This window comes from Vreelandella sp. GE22, from assembly GCF_968212445.1.
In genome coordinates this window covers 278,161-294,916 of the sequence record NZ_OZ309110.1, presented here as the reverse complement: position 1 = coordinate 294,916, position 16,756 = coordinate 278,161, and the positions used below count along the sequence as shown (strand labels likewise).

General features: G+C 60.5%; 17 protein-coding genes. 4 read left to right on the top strand and 13 right to left on the bottom strand.

The features are described 5' to 3' along the window. The first annotated feature begins 52 nt into the window (after nt 1-52). On the top strand, nt 53-814 hold the full coding sequence (locus tag ACWHRL_RS01460) for an SDR family NAD(P)-dependent oxidoreductase (protein ID WP_447527527.1): 762 nt from the start codon (nt 53-55) through the stop codon (nt 812-814). On the opposite strand, the gene ACWHRL_RS01455 is transcribed toward ACWHRL_RS01460, so the two are convergent. Both ACWHRL_RS01455 and ACWHRL_RS01450 read right to left on the bottom strand, forming a co-directional pair. Next, complete coding sequence (locus ACWHRL_RS01455) at nt 815-1,714, bottom strand: GGDEF domain-containing protein (protein ID WP_447894937.1); 900 nt, start codon at nt 1,712-1,714, stop codon at nt 815-817. A gap of 368 nt (nt 1,715-2,082) precedes the next feature. Next, nucleotides 2,083-2,820, bottom strand: coding sequence for a metal-binding protein ZinT (locus tag ACWHRL_RS01450; protein ID WP_447894936.1), 738 nt, complete (start codon nt 2,818-2,820; stop codon nt 2,083-2,085). Nucleotides 2,821-3,025: 205 nt separating this feature from the next. On the opposite strand from ACWHRL_RS01450, the gene ACWHRL_RS01445 reads away from it, so the two are divergent. Both ACWHRL_RS01445 and ACWHRL_RS01440 read left to right on the top strand, forming a co-directional pair. Further along, the gene (locus ACWHRL_RS01445) at nt 3,026-3,985 is read left to right on the top strand and encodes a calcium/sodium antiporter (RefSeq protein WP_447527524.1); all 960 of its coding nucleotides are present in this window, start codon (nt 3,026-3,028) and stop codon (nt 3,983-3,985) included. A 33-nt stretch (nt 3,986-4,018) separates the two neighbouring features. Then, the gene (locus ACWHRL_RS01440) at nt 4,019-4,585 is read left to right on the top strand and encodes a hypothetical protein (protein WP_447894935.1); all 567 of its coding nucleotides are present in this window, start codon (nt 4,019-4,021) and stop codon (nt 4,583-4,585) included. Here the strand turns inward: ACWHRL_RS01440 and ACWHRL_RS01435 are convergent. Further along, entirely contained in the window at nt 4,556-6,346 is a 1,791-nt protein-coding gene (locus ACWHRL_RS01435) for a TRAP transporter permease (RefSeq protein WP_447894934.1), read from the bottom strand. The two genes, ACWHRL_RS01440 and ACWHRL_RS01435, sit on opposite strands and share 30 nt — an antisense overlap. 73 nt (nt 6,347-6,419) lie before the next feature. Beyond that, nucleotides 6,420-7,397, bottom strand: coding sequence for a TAXI family TRAP transporter solute-binding subunit (locus tag ACWHRL_RS01430; RefSeq protein ID WP_447894933.1), 978 nt, complete (start codon nt 7,395-7,397; stop codon nt 6,420-6,422). A gap of 417 nt (nt 7,398-7,814) precedes the next feature. Between ACWHRL_RS01430 and nhaD the strand changes: the two genes are divergently transcribed. Continuing rightward, nucleotides 7,815-9,293 carry a sodium:proton antiporter NhaD gene (gene nhaD / locus ACWHRL_RS01425; RefSeq protein ID WP_447527520.1) on the top strand — a complete coding sequence of 493 codons (1,479 nt, stop codon included), beginning with the start codon at nt 7,815-7,817 and terminating at the stop codon, nt 9,291-9,293. A 41-nt stretch (nt 9,294-9,334) separates the two neighbouring features. Here the strand turns inward: nhaD and ACWHRL_RS01420 are convergent, their stop codons facing one another. From ACWHRL_RS01420 to phnC, 9 genes are all read right to left on the bottom strand, one after another. Then, entirely contained in the window at nt 9,335-10,006 is a 672-nt protein-coding gene (locus ACWHRL_RS01420; RefSeq protein WP_447527519.1) for a glutathione S-transferase, read from the bottom strand. Between the two features lie 75 nt (nt 10,007-10,081). Next, the gene (locus ACWHRL_RS01415) at nt 10,082-10,672 is read right to left on the bottom strand and encodes an antibiotic biosynthesis monooxygenase (protein WP_447527518.1); all 591 of its coding nucleotides are present in this window, start codon (nt 10,670-10,672) and stop codon (nt 10,082-10,084) included. Between the two features lie 127 nt (nt 10,673-10,799). Beyond that, nucleotides 10,800-11,180, bottom strand: a complete 381-nt coding sequence (locus tag ACWHRL_RS01410) for a hypothetical protein (RefSeq protein WP_447527517.1) — start codon at nt 11,178-11,180, stop codon at nt 10,800-10,802. Nucleotides 11,181-11,186: 6 nt separating this feature from the next. Then, a complete protein-coding gene (locus tag ACWHRL_RS01405; RefSeq protein ID WP_447530485.1) occupies nt 11,187-11,411 on the bottom strand; it encodes a DUF2835 family protein in 225 nt (74 codons plus the stop codon). 43 nt (nt 11,412-11,454) lie between these two features. Continuing rightward, entirely contained in the window at nt 11,455-13,233 is a 1,779-nt protein-coding gene (locus ACWHRL_RS01400) for a putative bifunctional diguanylate cyclase/phosphodiesterase (RefSeq protein ID WP_447894932.1), read from the bottom strand. A gap of 329 nt (nt 13,234-13,562) precedes the next feature. Further along, complete coding sequence (locus tag ACWHRL_RS01395; RefSeq protein WP_447894931.1) at nt 13,563-14,078, bottom strand: C40 family peptidase; 516 nt, start codon at nt 14,076-14,078, stop codon at nt 13,563-13,565. Nucleotides 14,079-14,161: 83 nt separating this feature from the next. Beyond that, entirely contained in the window at nt 14,162-14,977 is an 816-nt protein-coding gene (phnE, locus tag ACWHRL_RS01390) for a phosphonate ABC transporter, permease protein PhnE (RefSeq protein WP_447527514.1), read from the bottom strand. Nucleotides 14,978-14,986: 9 nt separating this feature from the next. Beyond that, nucleotides 14,987-15,814, bottom strand: a complete 828-nt coding sequence (gene phnE / locus ACWHRL_RS01385; protein ID WP_447527513.1) for a phosphonate ABC transporter, permease protein PhnE — start codon at nt 15,812-15,814, stop codon at nt 14,987-14,989. Then, on the bottom strand, nt 15,811-16,683 hold the full coding sequence (phnC, locus tag ACWHRL_RS01380) for a phosphonate ABC transporter ATP-binding protein (protein WP_447894930.1): 873 nt from the start codon (nt 16,681-16,683) through the stop codon (nt 15,811-15,813). Before phnC ends, phnE (ACWHRL_RS01385) begins: the two co-directional genes overlap by 4 nt. Nucleotides 16,684-16,756 lie beyond the last annotated feature (73 nt).

The following is a 16,756-nucleotide window of genomic DNA, read 5'->3' as shown; positions in this document are numbered from 1 at the left end:
GCTACATTAGAGTGGCGCAGTACAATATTCACGTCAGTCAGGAGGTTTTACGATGCCTAGCGTTTTGATTACCGGCGCCACGTCGGGCTTTGGCCGGGCCGCCGCCTACCGCTTTGCCAAGGCGGGCTGGTCATTGATTTTGACCGGGCGCCGTGAAGAGCGTTTGAAAGCGCTCGAAAGCGAGCTTGGCGATCAGGTCAGCGTACTCACGCTGACGCTGGACGTGCGCGATAGCGACGCCGTTACCCGCGAGCTTGGCAATCTGCCGGAGGCGTTTTTACCGCTGACGTGCCTGGTCAATAACGCAGGGCTTGCGCTAGCACCGGGGCCGGCGCAGAACGCCGATTTAAAAGACTGGCATACCATGATCGACACCAATATTACCGGGTTGGTCAACGTCACCCATGCAGCGCTTCCGCTTTTGATCGGTCACGGCGAAGGGGCGAGCATTTTGAACCTGGGTTCGGTGGCCGGGCACTGGCCCTACCCGGGTGGGCACGTGTACGGGGCGTCGAAGGCATTCGTCGAGCAGTTTAGCTATAACCTGCGCTGCGACTTGCTGGGGACCGGCGTGCGCGTCACCGACTTGGCGCCGGGCATGGCGGAAACCGAGTTTACGCTGGTGCGCAACAAGGGCGATCAGGAAGCCTCGGATAAGCTCTATCGTGGCACGAACCCGTTGCAGGCCGAGGATATTGCCGAACAACTCTTTTATCTGGCCACGCTGCCCGCGCATATCAATATCAACCGTCTCGAGATCATGCCGGTACGTCAGGCGTGGTCCCCGTTTGCCGTGGACCGCGATAAGGACTGATTAGTAGCGGACCCGATTACGCCCTTGCTCCTTGGCCTGGTAAAGGGCGTTATCGGCGCGTTTCATCACGCTTTTTTGCGATTCGTTCAGGCGTGCCTCAATGACCCCCAGGCTGACCGTCACGCTGCCCACTTGGGGGAAGCGCGTCTGTTGTATACAGCAGCGGATCTTTTCCGCCAGCTGTACCGCCTGTTCGAGGGAGGTTTCCGGGGCCAGAATCATGAATTCTTCGCCGCCCCAACGGGCGCAGTGGTCCACTTTACGCAGGTTGTTTCTCAGTAACCTGCCAAGCCTTGCCAGCACCTGGTCGCCTACGTCATGGCCGTGGCTGTCGTTGATCGTCTTGAAAAAGTCGATATCGAGCATGATCAGTGAGAAAGAGCGCACGTAACGGTTGAGCCGGTTGATCTCTTTTTTAAGCAGCTGGTCGAAGCGGGCGCGGTTATAAAGCCCAGTCAACGTGTCGGTGGTGGCAAGGCGCTCGAGTTCGGCCTCTTTTTCGACACGTTTGGAAATATCGCGTTGGACCAGTACCAGCACACGCTCGGTGTAGCCGGGCATGGTAATCGCCGTAACGCGCCACTCGATCAGCATGCTCGGCTTGCCCGCACTTAGCGTGCTCTTATCGAGCCCGGAAAGCGAGTAACCATCGCCTACTTCCCCCTTGGCCAACGCACAACTTAGCTTACGCAGAAGCTTTCGGTTGTCGATATCGTGACTCACGATTTTAGGCGATGCACCCAGCCACTGCTTGCGCACCCCGCCCCAAAACCGCGTGTACTCATCGCTGGCATCCAGAATATGCAAGCCCATGCTATCCGGCCGGCCACCCAAAATGGCGATGGCCTGGCGGTTGGGCTCCATAACAGGAGGGGTTGGCGTTACCAGAGGTTCCAGCATGTATTCTCGTCCAATGAATCATGATTGAGCAGCGTCCTTCACTACCCTCTCAAGCCGTGAAGAAGCTGGCAGCCGCAGGAGGGCTCTTTTCAATTACACTATGATACACTTTTTAACCGATATCGCTGATATCCCACACTATTAAACAAATAAATTACACAATAAAAACAGTTCCTTCACTTTTTAGGGGGCGGCGGGGCAGCTGAATCCATCGCCCGCTTGCGGCGCATCTGGAGGCTATGACACCCGCAAACGCCGGCACGTTCTAAAAAAAAGCGCGCTTTTCTCTTGGTCGCTACCCAAAAAACGCCCCCAGGCGCTTGAGCGTCAGGGGGCGTTGGGGTGGTTTTGTCAGCACTGCTGTTTGGTTAGTGGGCGAGCATTTCCGATACGATTTCGTCGCTATCCATCGCGCTGGGGTAGTAGGTTGGCCAGTTCGTCACCTCTTCCAGCAGGGCTTCGCGGTCATCGCCCCAGTAGAGGTGGAAGTGATGTGCCTGGACCGGATAAATATCATGATCGCTGAACTGGATATAGCGCGGCATGCTATCGGTGTCCTCGTTTTCAAAGATAAACCGAACGCCGCGATTGCCCGCCTCGTATTCCAGAATCTCGTAACCGTCGTATTGATACTCGGCGCTGCGCTCTTCACCGTTTTCATAAAACGTGATGGTGTTGCCATCGATCACGATGCGCTCGACCTCGGTTTCATAACCGATGTCGTAGTAATCGGCATACTCCTCGGCGGTTTTGTCACCGTTTTCAGCCTTGTGCTCGAACACCGGCGCCAGCGAGCCATCCTGTAGATAGGGATAAACGGACTGCCAATCGCCTTCCCAGTCGGTCAGCGGGCGATCTTCTACCTGTTCATCATCGAAGTAGCCGGCGTAAATATCGCTGTCGTGATCGTGGGAATGCGAATGGTCATGGCCGTGATCGTGATCGTGATCGTGATCGTGGCCATGGTCGTGCTCATGATCGTGAGAGTGCTCATGATCATGGGAGTGTGAGTGATCCTCTTGCTCGGCATGCGCGCCCTGCAAACCGGCCAGCAGCAGCGAACCCGCGGCGACCGCCCCTAGTGTCTTGCCTGAAAAACGTGACATATACGCTCCTGTTTTTAAACCAAATGTAACCCGAGGGTTTGTTTTGAGCCTGATGGAGCCCCCTTAAAACAATGATATAACATATCAATAAAAAGCAGGATTCGCCAATGGTATTGGTCGCTTTTTTAATCCTGGTAGTGACCGTTTTATCGCGCTAATTTAAGCGGGTAGGCGCCTACATGGCCGGGGATAACAAGGATCGAACATGCTTTATATACTGAGTTTGCTGGGCGGCATCGCGCTTTTAACGCTGGGCGGTGAAGGGCTCGTTCGCGGTGCGGTCGCCGGCGCCGAGCGCCTCGGCGTCTCGGCACTTTTTACCGGTCTGGTGATCGTCGGCTTTGGCACGTCCATGCCGGAGCTCATGGTGTCGATCAACGCCGCGCTCGGGCAACAGCCCGATATCGCCATTGGTAACGTAGTGGGCAGTAATATCGGCAACGTGCTGCTGATTCTGGGTCTGTGTGCGCTTATATTCCCGCTTACCGCCAAGCGTGAAGTGCTCAAGCGCGATGGCCTGGTCATGCTGCTCGCCACGTTTTTATTCATCGCGCTGGGCTTGAGCGGCGAACTTGGCCGGTTGGATGCAATACTGCTGCTAGCTGGGCTTGCCGCCTACCTCGTTTGGGCGTACCTGGGCGAGCGTCAAGCGAGCGGTGGGGCCGAGCTCGCCCAGGCTCCGACACCCCCACCACCGGCCAAGCGACCTACCTCGACCCTGTGGATTCTCGCCAGCCTCGCCGGCGGGCTCGCGCTGTTGGTTGGCGGCTCTCAACTGCTGCTTTACGGCGCCGTGGGCATCGCCCAGGCGGCGGGGCTCTCCGAGGCGGTCATCGGGCTAACCGTGGTGGCAGTGGGCACTTCATTGCCCGAGCTTGCGGTGTCGCTGGTGGCCGCTCTTCGCCGCCACGCCGATGTAGCGGTGGGTAACATTCTGGGCAGTAACATCTTCAACCTGTTGGGTATTCTGGGTATATCGGCATTTTTACAGCCGCTTACGCTGGTCGAGCGCATGGCGGCGTTCGACCAGTGGGTCATGCTGGGCGCGGCGGTCGTGCTGGTGATATTTCTCTACACCGGGCGGCGCCTTTCCCGAACGGAAGGGGCACTGCTGCTGGCAGCCTATGTGGCCTACGTAGCGGCAAGCTTTACGCTTTTGGCATAATGATGCGCCCCCAGCCAACGAAAGGAGCCGCCCGTGCGTTTGGGCACATTAGGACCAGAGAGCAGCAACCACGCGCTGATCGCCCAGCGCTACCTGGCACACCACGCCCCAGCGGGCCAGAGCGTCTACTTTGACACCTTCGAGCGTGCCTTCACCGCACTTTTAAACGGTGAGATTACCCACCTGCTGCAATGCACCGCTCACGCAAGCCACGCCGAGTGCGTGAGCCGCACCATGCACCGCGCCTTTCCGGTGGACACATTCATTGCCGGCTCCCACCCGCTGGCGTTGGTGGTGCGGCGCGACGTCGAAAGCCCCGCGCGGGTGGCGCTTCAAGCGGCTACTCGTTACTACACCGATTTGAGCGCCTTTGCCGAGGTACGGGAATGGCCGACCACCGCCGCCGTTGCCCAGGCGCTGCTGGAAGGCGAAGAGGTGGCGGGCATTTGCGCCGAGGCAGTGGCGCTTAACGCGCCAGAGACGCTGCGTGTTGCGCGCTCACTAGGCCCGGCGCTGGATAGCTGGGTGGTCTACGCAACCACCCCGCTTGGAAAGGATTCGCCGCTGTGGCTACACGAGAAAGATCGCCGCGGCGCCTAACAGTACCAGCAGCACCCGCCACCAGGCCACGCGCCGGGCGATCACGCCAAACGAGATCAGCGCCAGGCCCACCGCCACCTTGAACGCGATGAGCACCGCCTGGGCGGGGTCGACGGCAAGGCCGATGATAGCTGGGTTGGCCACCATGGCCAGCGGAATGATGTAGAGGCCGATACCCAGCGCCATTGCCTTCAAGGCAACCTTGAGCCAGTTCTCCCCCACCATGCCCGCAGCGATGAACACCCCACCGCACACCGGCGGCGTAATCGTGGACAACAGCGCAAACCAGAACACGAACAGGTGGGCCAGCAGCGGCGAAAGGCCCAGTGAGGTCAGCGCCGGCCCCGCCACCGATACGCAAATGACGTAGGCGGCGGTGGTGGGCACTTCCATACCCAGAATCAAACAGGCCAAAGCGGTGAGCAAAAGCGCGGGCCAGAGCATATCGCCGGAAAGCGACAAAATGCCCGAGGTGATTTTCACCCCCAGCCCGGTCAGCGAAAGCACACCGATCACCAGCGAGGCGCAGACGATGATCGACCCGATCACGGCGATCTGGCGCCCGGCGGTGAGGGCCGCCTCGCTCAAACGCTGGCCAAACCCGGCCAGCGAGAAGCGCAAGCGAACGTTGAACAAAAGCAGCGCCATGCCCGCGAAAATCGCGATACTTGCCGCGTACTGTGGGGTATAGCCGCCGTTGAAAATACGCTCCAAAAGCAGCACGAAGGGCACCGCGAAAAACAGCGAGGTAATCAGCACCTCTTTCGCCGCCGGGCGCTCGCTGGCCGCCACGGGCTTGAGATCGTAGCGGGTCGCATAGGCGTTGATGCCCACCCAAACGGTCAGAAAATAGAGCACCGCGGGCAGGGCCGCCGCCGCCATGATCAGGGTATAGGGCGTGCCGGTCAGCTCGACCATGACGAAGGCGCCGGCCCCCATCAAGGGCGGCATGATCTGCCCGCCGGAAGACGCCACCGCTTCGACCGCGCCGGCCAGCGAACGCGGGTAGCCCAGCCGCACCATGGAGGGAATGGTGATCGCGCCGGTCGAGGCCACGTTGGCCGAGGCGGACCCGGAAATCGAGCCCATCAGCGCCGAAGAGATCACCGAGACCTTCGCCCCGCCGCCGGTCAACCGCCCGGCAAGGGCGCCCGCCAGGTTCATGAAGCCCCGGCCCGCCTCGCCTGCGTTGAGCACCGCGCCGAAAATGACGAAGATCGCCACCACGCCAACGCTCACCCCGGTGAGTGACCCCCAAAGCCCGCCTTCGGCGATGGTGAGCGTGCCCACCATGCTGGGTAAGGGAATGCCCGCGTGGCCGAACGTGCCGGGAATGTATTCACCGAAGACGCCGTACATCAGCGCCAGCAACGCCACCAGCGGCAGCGGCCAGCCAATCGCCCGGCGGGCGGCCTCCAGGGCGAGAAAAATCAAAAACACGCCGATGGCCATCTGAAGCGGCGTATCGATGAAGCCGTACTGGTAAGCCAACGCCTGCTCGTTGAGCGCGATATAGCCACACGCCGCCACGCCCAGTAGCGTCAGCAACCCGCCGCTTAGCCGTTGAAAGCGGGTGCGCGCCATATACACCAGCACCCAGGGCAGTAGTAGCGCCATGTGCAGCGGCCGGCTGACCAGCGCCGGGGCCAGGCCGTAAAAAATGAGTCCAAGATGAAAAAGGACGCTTGCCGCGCCCAGGGCCACCCACCCCTTCGTCCAAGGGCTTGCCTTGGGCGCGGGCGTTTCTGAAAGAGCCTGCATCGGATATGCCTATCAACACAAACGCACTACAGCGGCCTGGCCGCTGTAGTGCGTATCAGGAAAATAAAGGGGGTTAACGCAGTGCGTCGGGCACGTCAATACCGGCTTCATCGTAATAGCGCAGCGCCCCAGGGTGCAGCGGCGTTGCCAGGTTGTCCAAAAGCGCCGGGGTGATGCTGCCCCACCAGGCGGCTTCTTCGGCCATGGCGTCGCGGCGCTCCCAGAAGGTTTTGGTCAGCGTGTAGGCGGTGTCGTCGTCCATTTGCGCGGTGGTAAAGGCCATGACCGGCAGCGACGTGGTGTTGACGTCTTCATCCACGCCGGGATAGGTACCGCCGGGAATCAATTGCGCCGTCGCGCCGGTTTGCTCGATCTGCTCGTCGGTAAGCGATACCAGCGTGATCGGCATGCTGGCGGCGATTTCGATCACGTTGGGCGTCGGGAAGGAGCTTGCGGTCACGAAGGCATCGATCTGGCCGTTTTTAAGCGCATCCGGACCGCTGCCCAGCGCCGCATCTGCCACGCGAATGTCGTTTTCAAGGCCGAACAGCTCGAAATAGCGCTGCGCTTCCCGGGCGCCAAAGGTGCCGCGGCCGATCAACACGTGCTTACCCGCCAGCTCGTCGAACGACGCCGTCCCCTGGTCGTCGGCCAGCACGAAGTGCATGGTAATGGAAGGGATCGGGAAAAGGCCGCGAATTTCCTGTAGGCGCGGGCCCTGGCGCTGAGCAAAAGGCCCCTCGCCCGCCATCGCCTGCTCGACGAGCGCCGGCGGCGTAGTGAACACATAATTGCCCTGGCGCGCCATCACTTCCATGACGTTTTGTACCGAGCCCTGGCTCTCCTCGAGCGTCAGGATGATGTCATCCTGGGTACCTTCGCGGATCGCTTCGGAAAGCTCGACGCCCATTTGATAATAAGCGGTTCCCGCCGAAGACGATTTATAGGTGATCCGGGTTTCCGCCTGAGCGGCAAAGGATAAAGCACTCAAGGCGAGCAACGTGGCCGATACACTCAGTGCGCGGCGAAGTGAGCAAGTAAAATGGCGCATGGGGTGTCCTCGTTGGGGTCAGCTCTCGATAGAGATCTCTTGATGGCCAGCCCGCGAGGCCGGCGCGGCTAACATACCATGACTTGACGCTCGAGACAGCTACAGCCCGCGCGTACCCCGCGCCAGCGCCTGAGCTGAGCCATGGTGTCATGTCCATAGTGCCATACGGTCTTGTCGACTGGCGGCTTATCGAAACCCGTTTACAGTGCTTTTCGACTAACGGATAAGAGCATTAAGAGATATGCCACTTATGGGCGATATTGGCTATTAGCGAAACGGTTAATTTACTAAAAAAAGATGCATTAAACCAACTTAATACAAACTTCGTTCGTTTTAATTCCGTATTACGATAAAAGCTCAATTGTTAAACTTGGCAGGACTTTTTCGCTCTCTTTAAACTCACAGGAACTTGCTCTCATGCTAACGCTGCATCAAGCCCCACGCCAGCCGCGACCCTCTCGCCGCTGGCTTTTTTGGTTGTCACTAGTGCTTTTTTGTTTGGCTCCTTCCGCGTTTGCGGTGACCGGCGATCTCGACCTGACCACCTCGATAGTGGGTTTTTTTGCGCTGGGCGTGTTCGTACTGGCCTATGCACTGGTCATGGCCGAAGAAAAGATTCACATGCGCAAATCCAAGCCGGTGCTGGTCGCCGCGGGCATCATCTGGGGACTCATTGGCTGGGTATACGTTCAAAACGGGCTATCAGAGGCGTCGGAGTACGCGTTTCGGATGACCCTTTTGGAGTTTACCGAGCTAATGCTGTTTTTGCTGGTGGCCATGACCTACATCAACGCCATGGAAGAGCGCCGTATATTCGATGCACTACGCTGCTGGATGCTGCGTAAAGGGTTCAATTACCGCACGCTGTTTTGGTTGACCGGGGGGCTTGCCTTCGTGCTCTCGCCCATTGCCGACAACCTGACCACCGCGCTTTTGATGTGCGCGGTCATTACCAAGGTCGCCGAAGGCGACCGGCGTTTCATCAACCTGGCGTGTATCAATATCGTGGTGGCCGCCAACGCCGGTGGCGCGTTCAGCCCTTTTGGCGATATCACCACGCTCATGGTGTGGCAGGCCGGGCTCATCGAGTTCCAGGACTTCTTCATTCTCTTCGTGCCGGCGCTGGTCAACTTCCTGGTTCCCGCGCTGATCATGAGCGCCTTCATCAAGAACCAAAAGCCGGGCAGCGTTTACGAGGAGGTCGCCTTGAAACGCGGCGCGCGGCGTATCGTTGCGCTGTTTTTGCTCACCATTACCACCGCCGTGCTGTGTCATACGCTTTTACACCTGCCCCCGGTGCTGGGCATGATGACCGGTCTTGGCTACCTGCAGTTTTTCGGCTTTTACCTGCGCAAAAGCTTACCCAAGTCGCTTGCGCGCAAGCGCGAACGTTACAGCCGCCGGGGCGACAATAAAAAGCTCGAGCAGTTGGGTAGCGTGGTGCCTTTCGATGTTTTCAACCGCGTGGCAAGGGCCGAGTGGGACACGCTGCTGTTCTTCTACGGGGTGGTGATGTGCGTGGGGGGCCTTGGCTTCATGGGCTATCTGGGGCTTTTGTCCGAGGCGCTCTATACCGGCTGGAACCCGACCTGGGCCAACGTGGTGCTCGGCGTGGTCTCGGCGGTGGTGGACAACATTCCGGTGATGTTCGCCGTGCTGACCATGCAGCCGGAGATGGCGCACGGCCAGTGGCTATTGATTACGCTGACCGCCGGAGTCGGGGGCAGCCTGCTTTCGATTGGCTCGGCGGCGGGGGTCGCGGTGATGGGCCAGGCGCGCGGGTCGTATACCTTCATGGGGCACCTTCGCTGGACGCCGGTGATCCTGCTTGGCTACGTAGCGAGTATTCTGGTCCACCTGTGGCTCAACGCGGGTAGCTTCGGCCCGGCCAGCTAGCTCTACCCCCGGCGCCACTCCCAAGGCGCCGGGGCAATCGTCTAACGCTCGAGTATATCCAAAGGCCCGGCGCGTTCGATCACGCGCTGCCAGGTCGGGTCGCTTTCGATGCGTTGGGCGTAGGCGTCGATGCTTGGATACGCCTCCAGCGAGCGCGTGCCCTTCAGCGCCAGAATGGGAAAGCTCATCTGCACATCCGCGCCGCTTGGCCACTGGCCGCCGAAGTTGCCGTGCTTTGCCAGGTGCGCTTCCATGAACGCCACGTGCTGGTCGAGCTGCGGGTCGATAAAGCGCTCGCGCACCGTAGAGCTTATGCCCTTGGCCACGGGCCGCACCAGGGCCGGTGACTGTTTGGGAATCATGCTAAAGACCAGGCTCATCAGCAGAAGCGGCATCAAGGAGCCTTCGGCGTAGTGCAGCCAGTAACGATAATCGACCCAGTCATTGAGCGCGTCGGTATCCGGCTTGAAACGCCCGTTGCCGTAGCGCTCGATCAGGTAATCGATAATCGCGCCAGACTCGGCAATGACCAGCTCGCCGTCGGTAATCACCGGCGATTTGCCCAGCGGATGCACGTCCTTGAGCTCTTTGGGTGCCTGCTGGGTTTTGGGGTTGCGCTTATAAACGCGAATCTCATACTCGAGTTCCAAAAGCTCTAAAAGCCAGATAACCCGGTGGGAGCGCGATTTCTCGAGATGGTGTACGTGGATCATGGCCCTTCCCTGTCGTCGATGGCGGTATTGCCTGCTGCTATCGTCTGGCCGGGCTTGCCAGCCAGACGTCATCCATTACAGCTTGGCCTGGGAGCGGTAGCTTTGCCACCAGCGCGAAAGCATCTCCCGCGGCGGCCACTTGCCCTGAAGCCAGGGCCGGAGCAGTCGGGTCGAGAGCGGAATAAAGATAAACACCATGACCGGAGTGAGCGCTAGCGTGCTGACCAGCACACGGGGGACCAGCGCCCAATCGGCCAAAAAAGCACCAAACAGCGCCTGAAACACCAGCGAAATGGGAAAGAACGCCAGCCACACGGCCACTGCTTGCTTCCAGCGCGGCGGCGGCTCGCCCCCATCCATTTGAAACCAGGCGCCAAGCCCTGTGGCGCGCTGTTCGATCGGGGCATCGTAAAGCCCCTTGCCCCGCTTGAGCCAGCCGCCCCGCGAGGCCGAATGCTGCCAGGCGTTGAGCGTTTGGTGGCTACTAAAGCGAAAAACGATTTGATATTCGTCGTCGCCCTTGGGCGGCGCCAATACGCCGGAGCCCAGGTAGCCGGGGAAATCCGCCGCCAGGTCACGGCCTTCGTTCAACCAGCGGTTAAAGTCCTGATAGCGGCCGTCGGCCACGCGGCGGGCCACCATCAAGGTAACGGGTGAGGCAGACATGGGTTATCTCCTGATCAATGAAGCAGCTTGCCGGGTAGGCCGCTGCCAGCCGCCGGGGCGGGTAAGCCCTGGGCGAGCGTCTCATTATAGAGGCAATATGCGTGCCAGTGGAGTCTAAACCTGGGATTTAATGGTGGATGGGCGTCGAGCGCTCACCGCGCTGAAAAGCACGTACGCGCTGGTAGATGGCAATGGCCTCGGCAACGGCCAGCTCTTCGTCCTCCGAAAGCCAAAGTGCCTCCGTGGGGTGGTGTTCATCGGCAAGCAGCGCGTTCACATCGCGCCGGTGGCGCTCCAACAACACCTCCAGCGCCAGGCGCAAGCGATACACCTCCAGTGTAAAGTGCTCTTTTTGCTCTTTACGCCTTATCACCTCGAACGGGTCGCTGGCGCTTTCGATCAAACTTTCGAGCGTATTGAACACCAGTTTTTCCGCGAGGTTCAGGTTGGGAATAACGCCAAGCACCAACTCCCCGAGGGTTGTCGTTACTGCCTTTTGGGAGTGCATTTAAAATCACCTTCGAACAAAAACGATACGACTAAAACGACCTTCTTCGGTAAAGATCAGCCTAAAAACGCCGTGAACACCGTCTTGGTCCACTACGCGACGAAGCGCTTCAGCGGGAAACACGACCCAGCGGCCATCGAGACTGCGTGCCCGTACATTGTTATAGCGCCCTTCGTAGTGCGCCAGGCACTCACGCTGGGTCAGGTTAAGGATAACATCGATAGAGGGCATGATCGGGGCTTCAAAAATCACTCAAACTAACATCGTTCGACATTTATCGCAGGCCTTTCGATAACGGCTTGAGGGTTTGCCAATCGAGACGCTCGGGCCACTGCTCGATCCAGCCAGGCACCTGGCCGGCGGCCATGGGTTTTGCGATACCGTAGCCCTGGGCCAGGTGGCAGCCAAGTGCCATCAACGCGCTGGCGTGGGCCAGCGTTTCCACACCTTCGGCCAACATCGGTTTTTTAAACCGATTGGCCATATAGATCACGCTCTCGACGATCGCCATGTCATCGTTGTCGATGAGCATATCCCGCACGAAGCTTTGATCGATTTTAATCAGGTTCACCGGCAGCTGGCGAAGGTGGGTCAGCGACGAGAAGCCGGTGCCGAAGTCGTCGATCGCAAACCCGACCCCCAGTGCCTGGCAGCAGGTCATGTTGACCAGGGCTGACTGAATATCGTGAATGGCAGCGCTTTCGAGCACCTCCAGCTTCAAAAAGCGGGGGCAAACGTTGGGATACGCCGCCAAACACGCCGACAAGCGCTGACTGAAGTCCTTCGCCAGAAGATGAGCCGGGCTGATGTTGACGCTGACCGTCAGCGCCAGCCCTTGGTGTTGCCACACCGAGAGCTGGCGCAGCGCTTCGTTGATCACCCATTCGCCAAGCTCTACCTCGAGGCTGGTGGTTTCGATGGCCGGTAAAAAGGCCGCCGGCGCCAGCAGCCCATCTTCCGGGTGCTGCCAGCGAATCAGCGCCTCCAGACCAATGACCTCGCCGCTTCGCATATCGATTTGAGGCTGGTAGTAAAGGCGCAGCTCCTGATGGCTGAGCGCGTCGACGAAGCGCTTGCGCTGTTCGTGACGCGCGCGCAGCAGCCGGTCTTGGAGAGGGTCGAAAAAGTGGTAGATATTGCGCCCGCGCTGCTTGGCGCGGTACATCGCCTGATTGGCATGGCGCAGCAGTACATCGCCCTGGGTATCATCTTCCGGGTAAAGCGTGACGCCCAGGCTCACCGTCAGGTAGATGCTTTGCCCATCGATCAACAGCGGCTGACGAATGGAGTCCAGCAGCGCCTCGAAATATGCCTGGTCCACGCCGTGGTGCAACAGCAGCACGAACTCGTCGCCGCCTACGCGGGCCAGCACGTCATCGCCAAACAGCAGGTGGCTGACGCGCTGGGAGAACGTGGCGAGAATCGTGTCGCCGCACTGCGGCCCCAAACGCTCGTTGATCGTTTGGAAGTAGTCGATGTCTAGCGAACACACCGCCAGCGGAAGCCCTCTGGCATCGGCGTGGGTAATGGATTCCTGGATCAGCTGGGTCAAAAGCTGCAGGTTGGGCAGGCCGGTCAGCGAATCGAAATAGACCTCACGGTTTAGATGCCGCGCATGGGCCGGGATGGCCGAAAGGTCCGAGAGCACGATGACGTGGTAGACCACCGCGCCCTGCGCGTCGCGTACCCGGTTGGTCGACATCATCGCCGGATAGAATTTGCCATCGTGGCTTTTGTAGCTGACCTGGCTCTTGCCGCGATCACGAAACTGCGCTTCCTCGCGTACCAGCCGCGATTCGTGGCTATCTTCCAGCGCCAGAATACTGAACGACTGGGGCGACTTACCCATCGCCTGTTCCCGTGTAAGCCCGGTCAGCTCGCAAAACGCCGGATTGACGTCGAGCACTAGGTTGTCGGCATCGGTAATGATAATGGCTTCGTTGGCGTAGCCGAACGCGGCCTCGCTGGGCGAGAAAGAGCCGCCGACGTCAATGACCGACAGCGGTGCACCGGGGCCTAAAGACGGCGCAATATCGGTTTTTTGTGGGGTCAATGAACTGCTCCTTAAGCAGATCGAGCAGCAGGCTTTATGGCGCCCGTCTTACTCTCTTATACAATCGACACACCGGTCACTGATACCGCTTGCTTGACCACCTTTGCTGACACGCGTGACTGACACGCGTAGCTCATACTGTTCGTCACTCGAACGAACCATCGAGTGGCCGGGCCACGGCTCCCTGAACCTCTAAACCTGGTCGCGCCCGGCGTTACGGTATTAAAACCCTCATACCCGCATCAGGGTAATTCTCATTTCGTCCAGGATAACACTATTAACACTTTCCCGACGTGCTTGCATTAAACGTACGAGGTTTACTTATCCGCTCAAGGCGCCAGGGCGGCGGCGCCTAAATAGCGCTGTTCCCAGTAGTCGATATCCAGCGGCACGCTCACCACGTGACGCCCGGAGCCCGGGGCGTGAATCATCTGACGGTTACCCCGGTAAATTCCGACGTGGGTCGCCTTGGAGCCGCTGCCAAAAAACAGCAGGTCCCCCGGGCGCGGCGTTTCCGTGTTGGGTAGCGCGCGGTACTGCGCGTCGGCGGTGCGGGGCACGCGCAAACCGGCGGCGCGATAGGTCATCTCGACCAGCCCCGAGCAGTCGAGCCCCTTGGGGGAGTTGCCGCCAAAGCGGTAGGGGGTACCGATCGCCTGCTGGGCGTGGGAGAGAATAAGCGCGCGCTCCATCGAGACACCCGCCATGGTGCCGGGGCTGGTTCCCGGCGCGGTGGCGATCTCTTTACTGGCGCACCCGGCCAGTAGAAAAAGGGCCAAAAGCGGCCCCAGACGGCGAAGACCAGGGACGTAGAACGAGGCAAACGAAAACAAAGTGGTCGACATGGAGCACTCAGCCAATTGAAGTGGGATGCCTTCATCATGGCCCAAGCCGCGGCCCCCCGCCACTGGATCCTGCGCCTGGCGCGTCAAATCATGGCGTGGCGCACCCGCGCCGAAACCCACTCGGACACCAGCACCGTGGCAAAAATCATGACAAAGATCACGCTGACTTGGCTCCAGGCGAGGCTGTTGATCGAGGCGTTCAACTGAAGGCCGATACCGCCCGCACCCACTAGTCCCAGCACCGTCGATTCGCGGATATTGATATCCCAGCGATACACGCTGATGCCTGCAAAAGCGGGCATGACCTGGGGCAACACGGCGTAGTTCATCACTTGCAGGCGGCTGGCGCCGGTGGCGCTGATCGCCTCCACCGGAGTCGGGTGGATCTCCTCGATCGCTTCATACAAAAGCTTGCCCACGAAGCCGATGGAGCGCAGCGCGATGGCGATGATGCCCGCCAGCACGCCGGGGCCGACGATGGTGACCAACAGCATCGCCCAGATCAACGAGTTGATCGAGCGCGACGAGACGATGACCGTCAGCGCCGCACTTCGCACCAGCGGGTGCGGCGTGGTATTACGCGCGGCCAGAAACGCCACGGGAAAAGCCATTAAAATGCCCAGCGCCGTGCCCAGGGTCGCGATGTTGATGGTGTCCCACATGGGCTGCCAGAGCCTTGCGGCGTATTCCCACTTGGGCGGCAGCATCCGGCTGATCAGATCGCTCCCCTGGCGCCCGGCGTCCAGGGCGAACACCCACATGGTGTTGTCGGAAATCACTTTCCAGCAGAGCAAAAAGAGACTTGCCCCAAAAAGCCAGCCACCGAAACGCAGCCACTGAGCGCGAGACGTGCGCCGCTGCCAAAGCGGCACGCCGGTAGCGGAGGTTGAAACGGGCATCGCGGGCTCCTATTGAGTAAAGCGGCGGACGTGGCTGGAGGCGTATTCGCTCAGCAGCACGATCGCGATGATGATCAGCAAGATAGCCGCGGACGTGCTGTACTCGTAGCGGCTCAGCGAGGTGTTTAGTGTCGCCCCGATACCGCCGGCGCCGACGATGCCGATCACCGCGGACTCGCGAAAGTTGATATCCAGCCGGTACATGGAGAGCCCGATCAGACGCGGCATCACCTGGGGCTGCACGGCGTGGTTCATCACCTGCCACCAGCCGGCGCCGGTGGCGCGCACCGCCTCGACCTGGCGCGCGTCAAGATCCTCGATATCTTCGGCGAGAAGCTTGGCCATGAAGCCGATGGTGGCAAACGCCAGGGTGATCATGCCCGCCAGCGGCCCGAAGCCGAACATCACCACGAACAGGATAGCGATGATGATTTCCTGAAAGGTGCGCGAGATGGCAATGATCGCGCGGCACAGCGCGTACACCGGCAGCGGTGCGATATTACGCGCCGCCCCGAGCCCTACGGGGATGGCCAGCAGCACACCGATCACCGTGGAGGTGAGCGTCATGGTCAAGCTTTCCAAAAGGCCCGCGATGATATCGTTTTGGCGGCTAACGAAATCCGGCTGCGTGAACGCTGCCAGGAAATTGACTGCCCGCCCGGCGCCTTCGGCGACCCGCGCCCAGTTCACCTCGACGGAGGCCAGCGCCAGCACCAGATAAACGCAGAGGCCGAGCAGAATGCCCCAACGAAGCCGCGGGCTCTCGATAAACGGCCGCCGCCGCCACTGGCCGGCGCGGGCTGCCCGCTGACGCGCCTGGGCGTTTCCGGCACTCATCGCCCGCCCTCGCCGGCGACCGCCGGAAACGGTTGGGACCTTCGAGCAGAATCGCCACGCCCCATGGGCCGCGTGCTCTCCTCAAGGGTTGGGCCGTCCGCCTCCTCGGCGGGTTCGGCGCGGGTGTCCCACTCCTCCTCCCCGTAGATGGTAGTCAGGATATCGCCGGTCAGCTCGCTCGGAGAGCCGTCGAAGACGGTCCGTCCCGCGTTGAGCCCCACGATGCGGTCGGCGAACTGCTGGGCCAGCGCCACATCGTGGATATTGATGATCGCGGCCAGGCCGCGCTCGGCGCAGAGCTCGCGAATCAAGCGCATGATCTGACGCGAGGTTTTCGGGTCGAGGCTCGCCGTGGGCTCATCCACCAGCAGAAGGCTTGGGCTTTGCAGTAGCGCCCGGGCAATGCCCACGCGCTGGCGCTGGCCGCCGGAGAGCGCGTCGGCGCGCTTGTCGATAGCGTGCTCGAGCCCCACCCGCTCCAGCAGGCGAAACGCCTCAGCCACGGCGTCCTCGGGGTAGCGGCGCAAAAAACTGCGCCAAAAACCGACGTAGCCCAACCGCCCAGAGAGCACGTTCTCCATCACCGTGAGCCGGTCGATCAGCGCGTACTCCTGAAAGATCATACCCATGGAGCGCCGCGCGCGGCGCAGCGCGCGCCCGGAAAGCCCGGTCAGTTCGAGTTCGTCCAGCCGAATGCTGCCTTGGGTTGGCTCGACCAGGCGGTTCACACAGCGAATCAGGGTGCTTTTACCCGCCCCGGAGGGGCCGATCAACGCCATGACTTGCCCTTTGGGCAGCGAAAGCCCGATATCGGTCAGGGCATGATCCCCGGTGGGGTAGCGTTTGCCAACGCCGGTTAGGGTAAGCATTGAAACACCTCCTCTGGATAGCAAGCCGGCCGAAAGGATGCCCTTTCGGCCGGCGTTCGTGGTGCGTCAGCGC

What these genes read in the sequence shown, in the direction of transcription:
- ACWHRL_RS01460 (WP_447527527.1), top strand. Translation starts at nt 53, where the DNA reads ATGCCTAGCGTTTTGATTACCGGCGCCACGTCGGGCTTTGGCCGGGCC.
- ACWHRL_RS01455 (WP_447894937.1), bottom strand. Translation starts at nt 1,714, where the DNA reads ATGCTGGAACCTCTGGTAACGCCAACCCCTCCTGTTATGGAGCCCAAC.
- ACWHRL_RS01450 (WP_447894936.1), bottom strand. Translation starts at nt 2,820, where the DNA reads ATGTCACGTTTTTCAGGCAAGACACTAGGGGCGGTCGCCGCGGGTTCG.
- ACWHRL_RS01445 (WP_447527524.1), top strand. Translation starts at nt 3,026, where the DNA reads ATGCTTTATATACTGAGTTTGCTGGGCGGCATCGCGCTTTTAACGCTG.
- ACWHRL_RS01435 (WP_447894934.1), bottom strand. Translation starts at nt 6,346, where the DNA reads ATGCAGGCTCTTTCAGAAACGCCCGCGCCCAAGGCAAGCCCTTGGACG.
- ACWHRL_RS01430 (WP_447894933.1), bottom strand. Translation starts at nt 7,397, where the DNA reads ATGCGCCATTTTACTTGCTCACTTCGCCGCGCACTGAGTGTATCGGCC.
- nhaD (WP_447527520.1), top strand. Translation starts at nt 7,815, where the DNA reads ATGCTAACGCTGCATCAAGCCCCACGCCAGCCGCGACCCTCTCGCCGC.
- ACWHRL_RS01420 (WP_447527519.1), bottom strand. Translation starts at nt 10,006, where the DNA reads ATGATCCACGTACACCATCTCGAGAAATCGCGCTCCCACCGGGTTATC.
- ACWHRL_RS01415 (WP_447527518.1), bottom strand. Translation starts at nt 10,672, where the DNA reads ATGTCTGCCTCACCCGTTACCTTGATGGTGGCCCGCCGCGTGGCCGAC.
- ACWHRL_RS01410 (WP_447527517.1), bottom strand. Translation starts at nt 11,180, where the DNA reads ATGCACTCCCAAAAGGCAGTAACGACAACCCTCGGGGAGTTGGTGCTT.
- ACWHRL_RS01405 (WP_447530485.1), bottom strand. Translation starts at nt 11,411, where the DNA reads ATGCCCTCTATCGATGTTATCCTTAACCTGACCCAGCGTGAGTGCCTG.
- ACWHRL_RS01395 (WP_447894931.1), bottom strand. Translation starts at nt 14,078, where the DNA reads ATGTCGACCACTTTGTTTTCGTTTGCCTCGTTCTACGTCCCTGGTCTT.
- phnE (WP_447527514.1), bottom strand. Translation starts at nt 14,977, where the DNA reads ATGCCCGTTTCAACCTCCGCTACCGGCGTGCCGCTTTGGCAGCGGCGC.
- phnE (WP_447527513.1), bottom strand. Translation starts at nt 15,814, where the DNA reads ATGAGTGCCGGAAACGCCCAGGCGCGTCAGCGGGCAGCCCGCGCCGGC.
- phnC (WP_447894930.1), bottom strand. Translation starts at nt 16,683, where the DNA reads ATGCTTACCCTAACCGGCGTTGGCAAACGCTACCCCACCGGGGATCAT.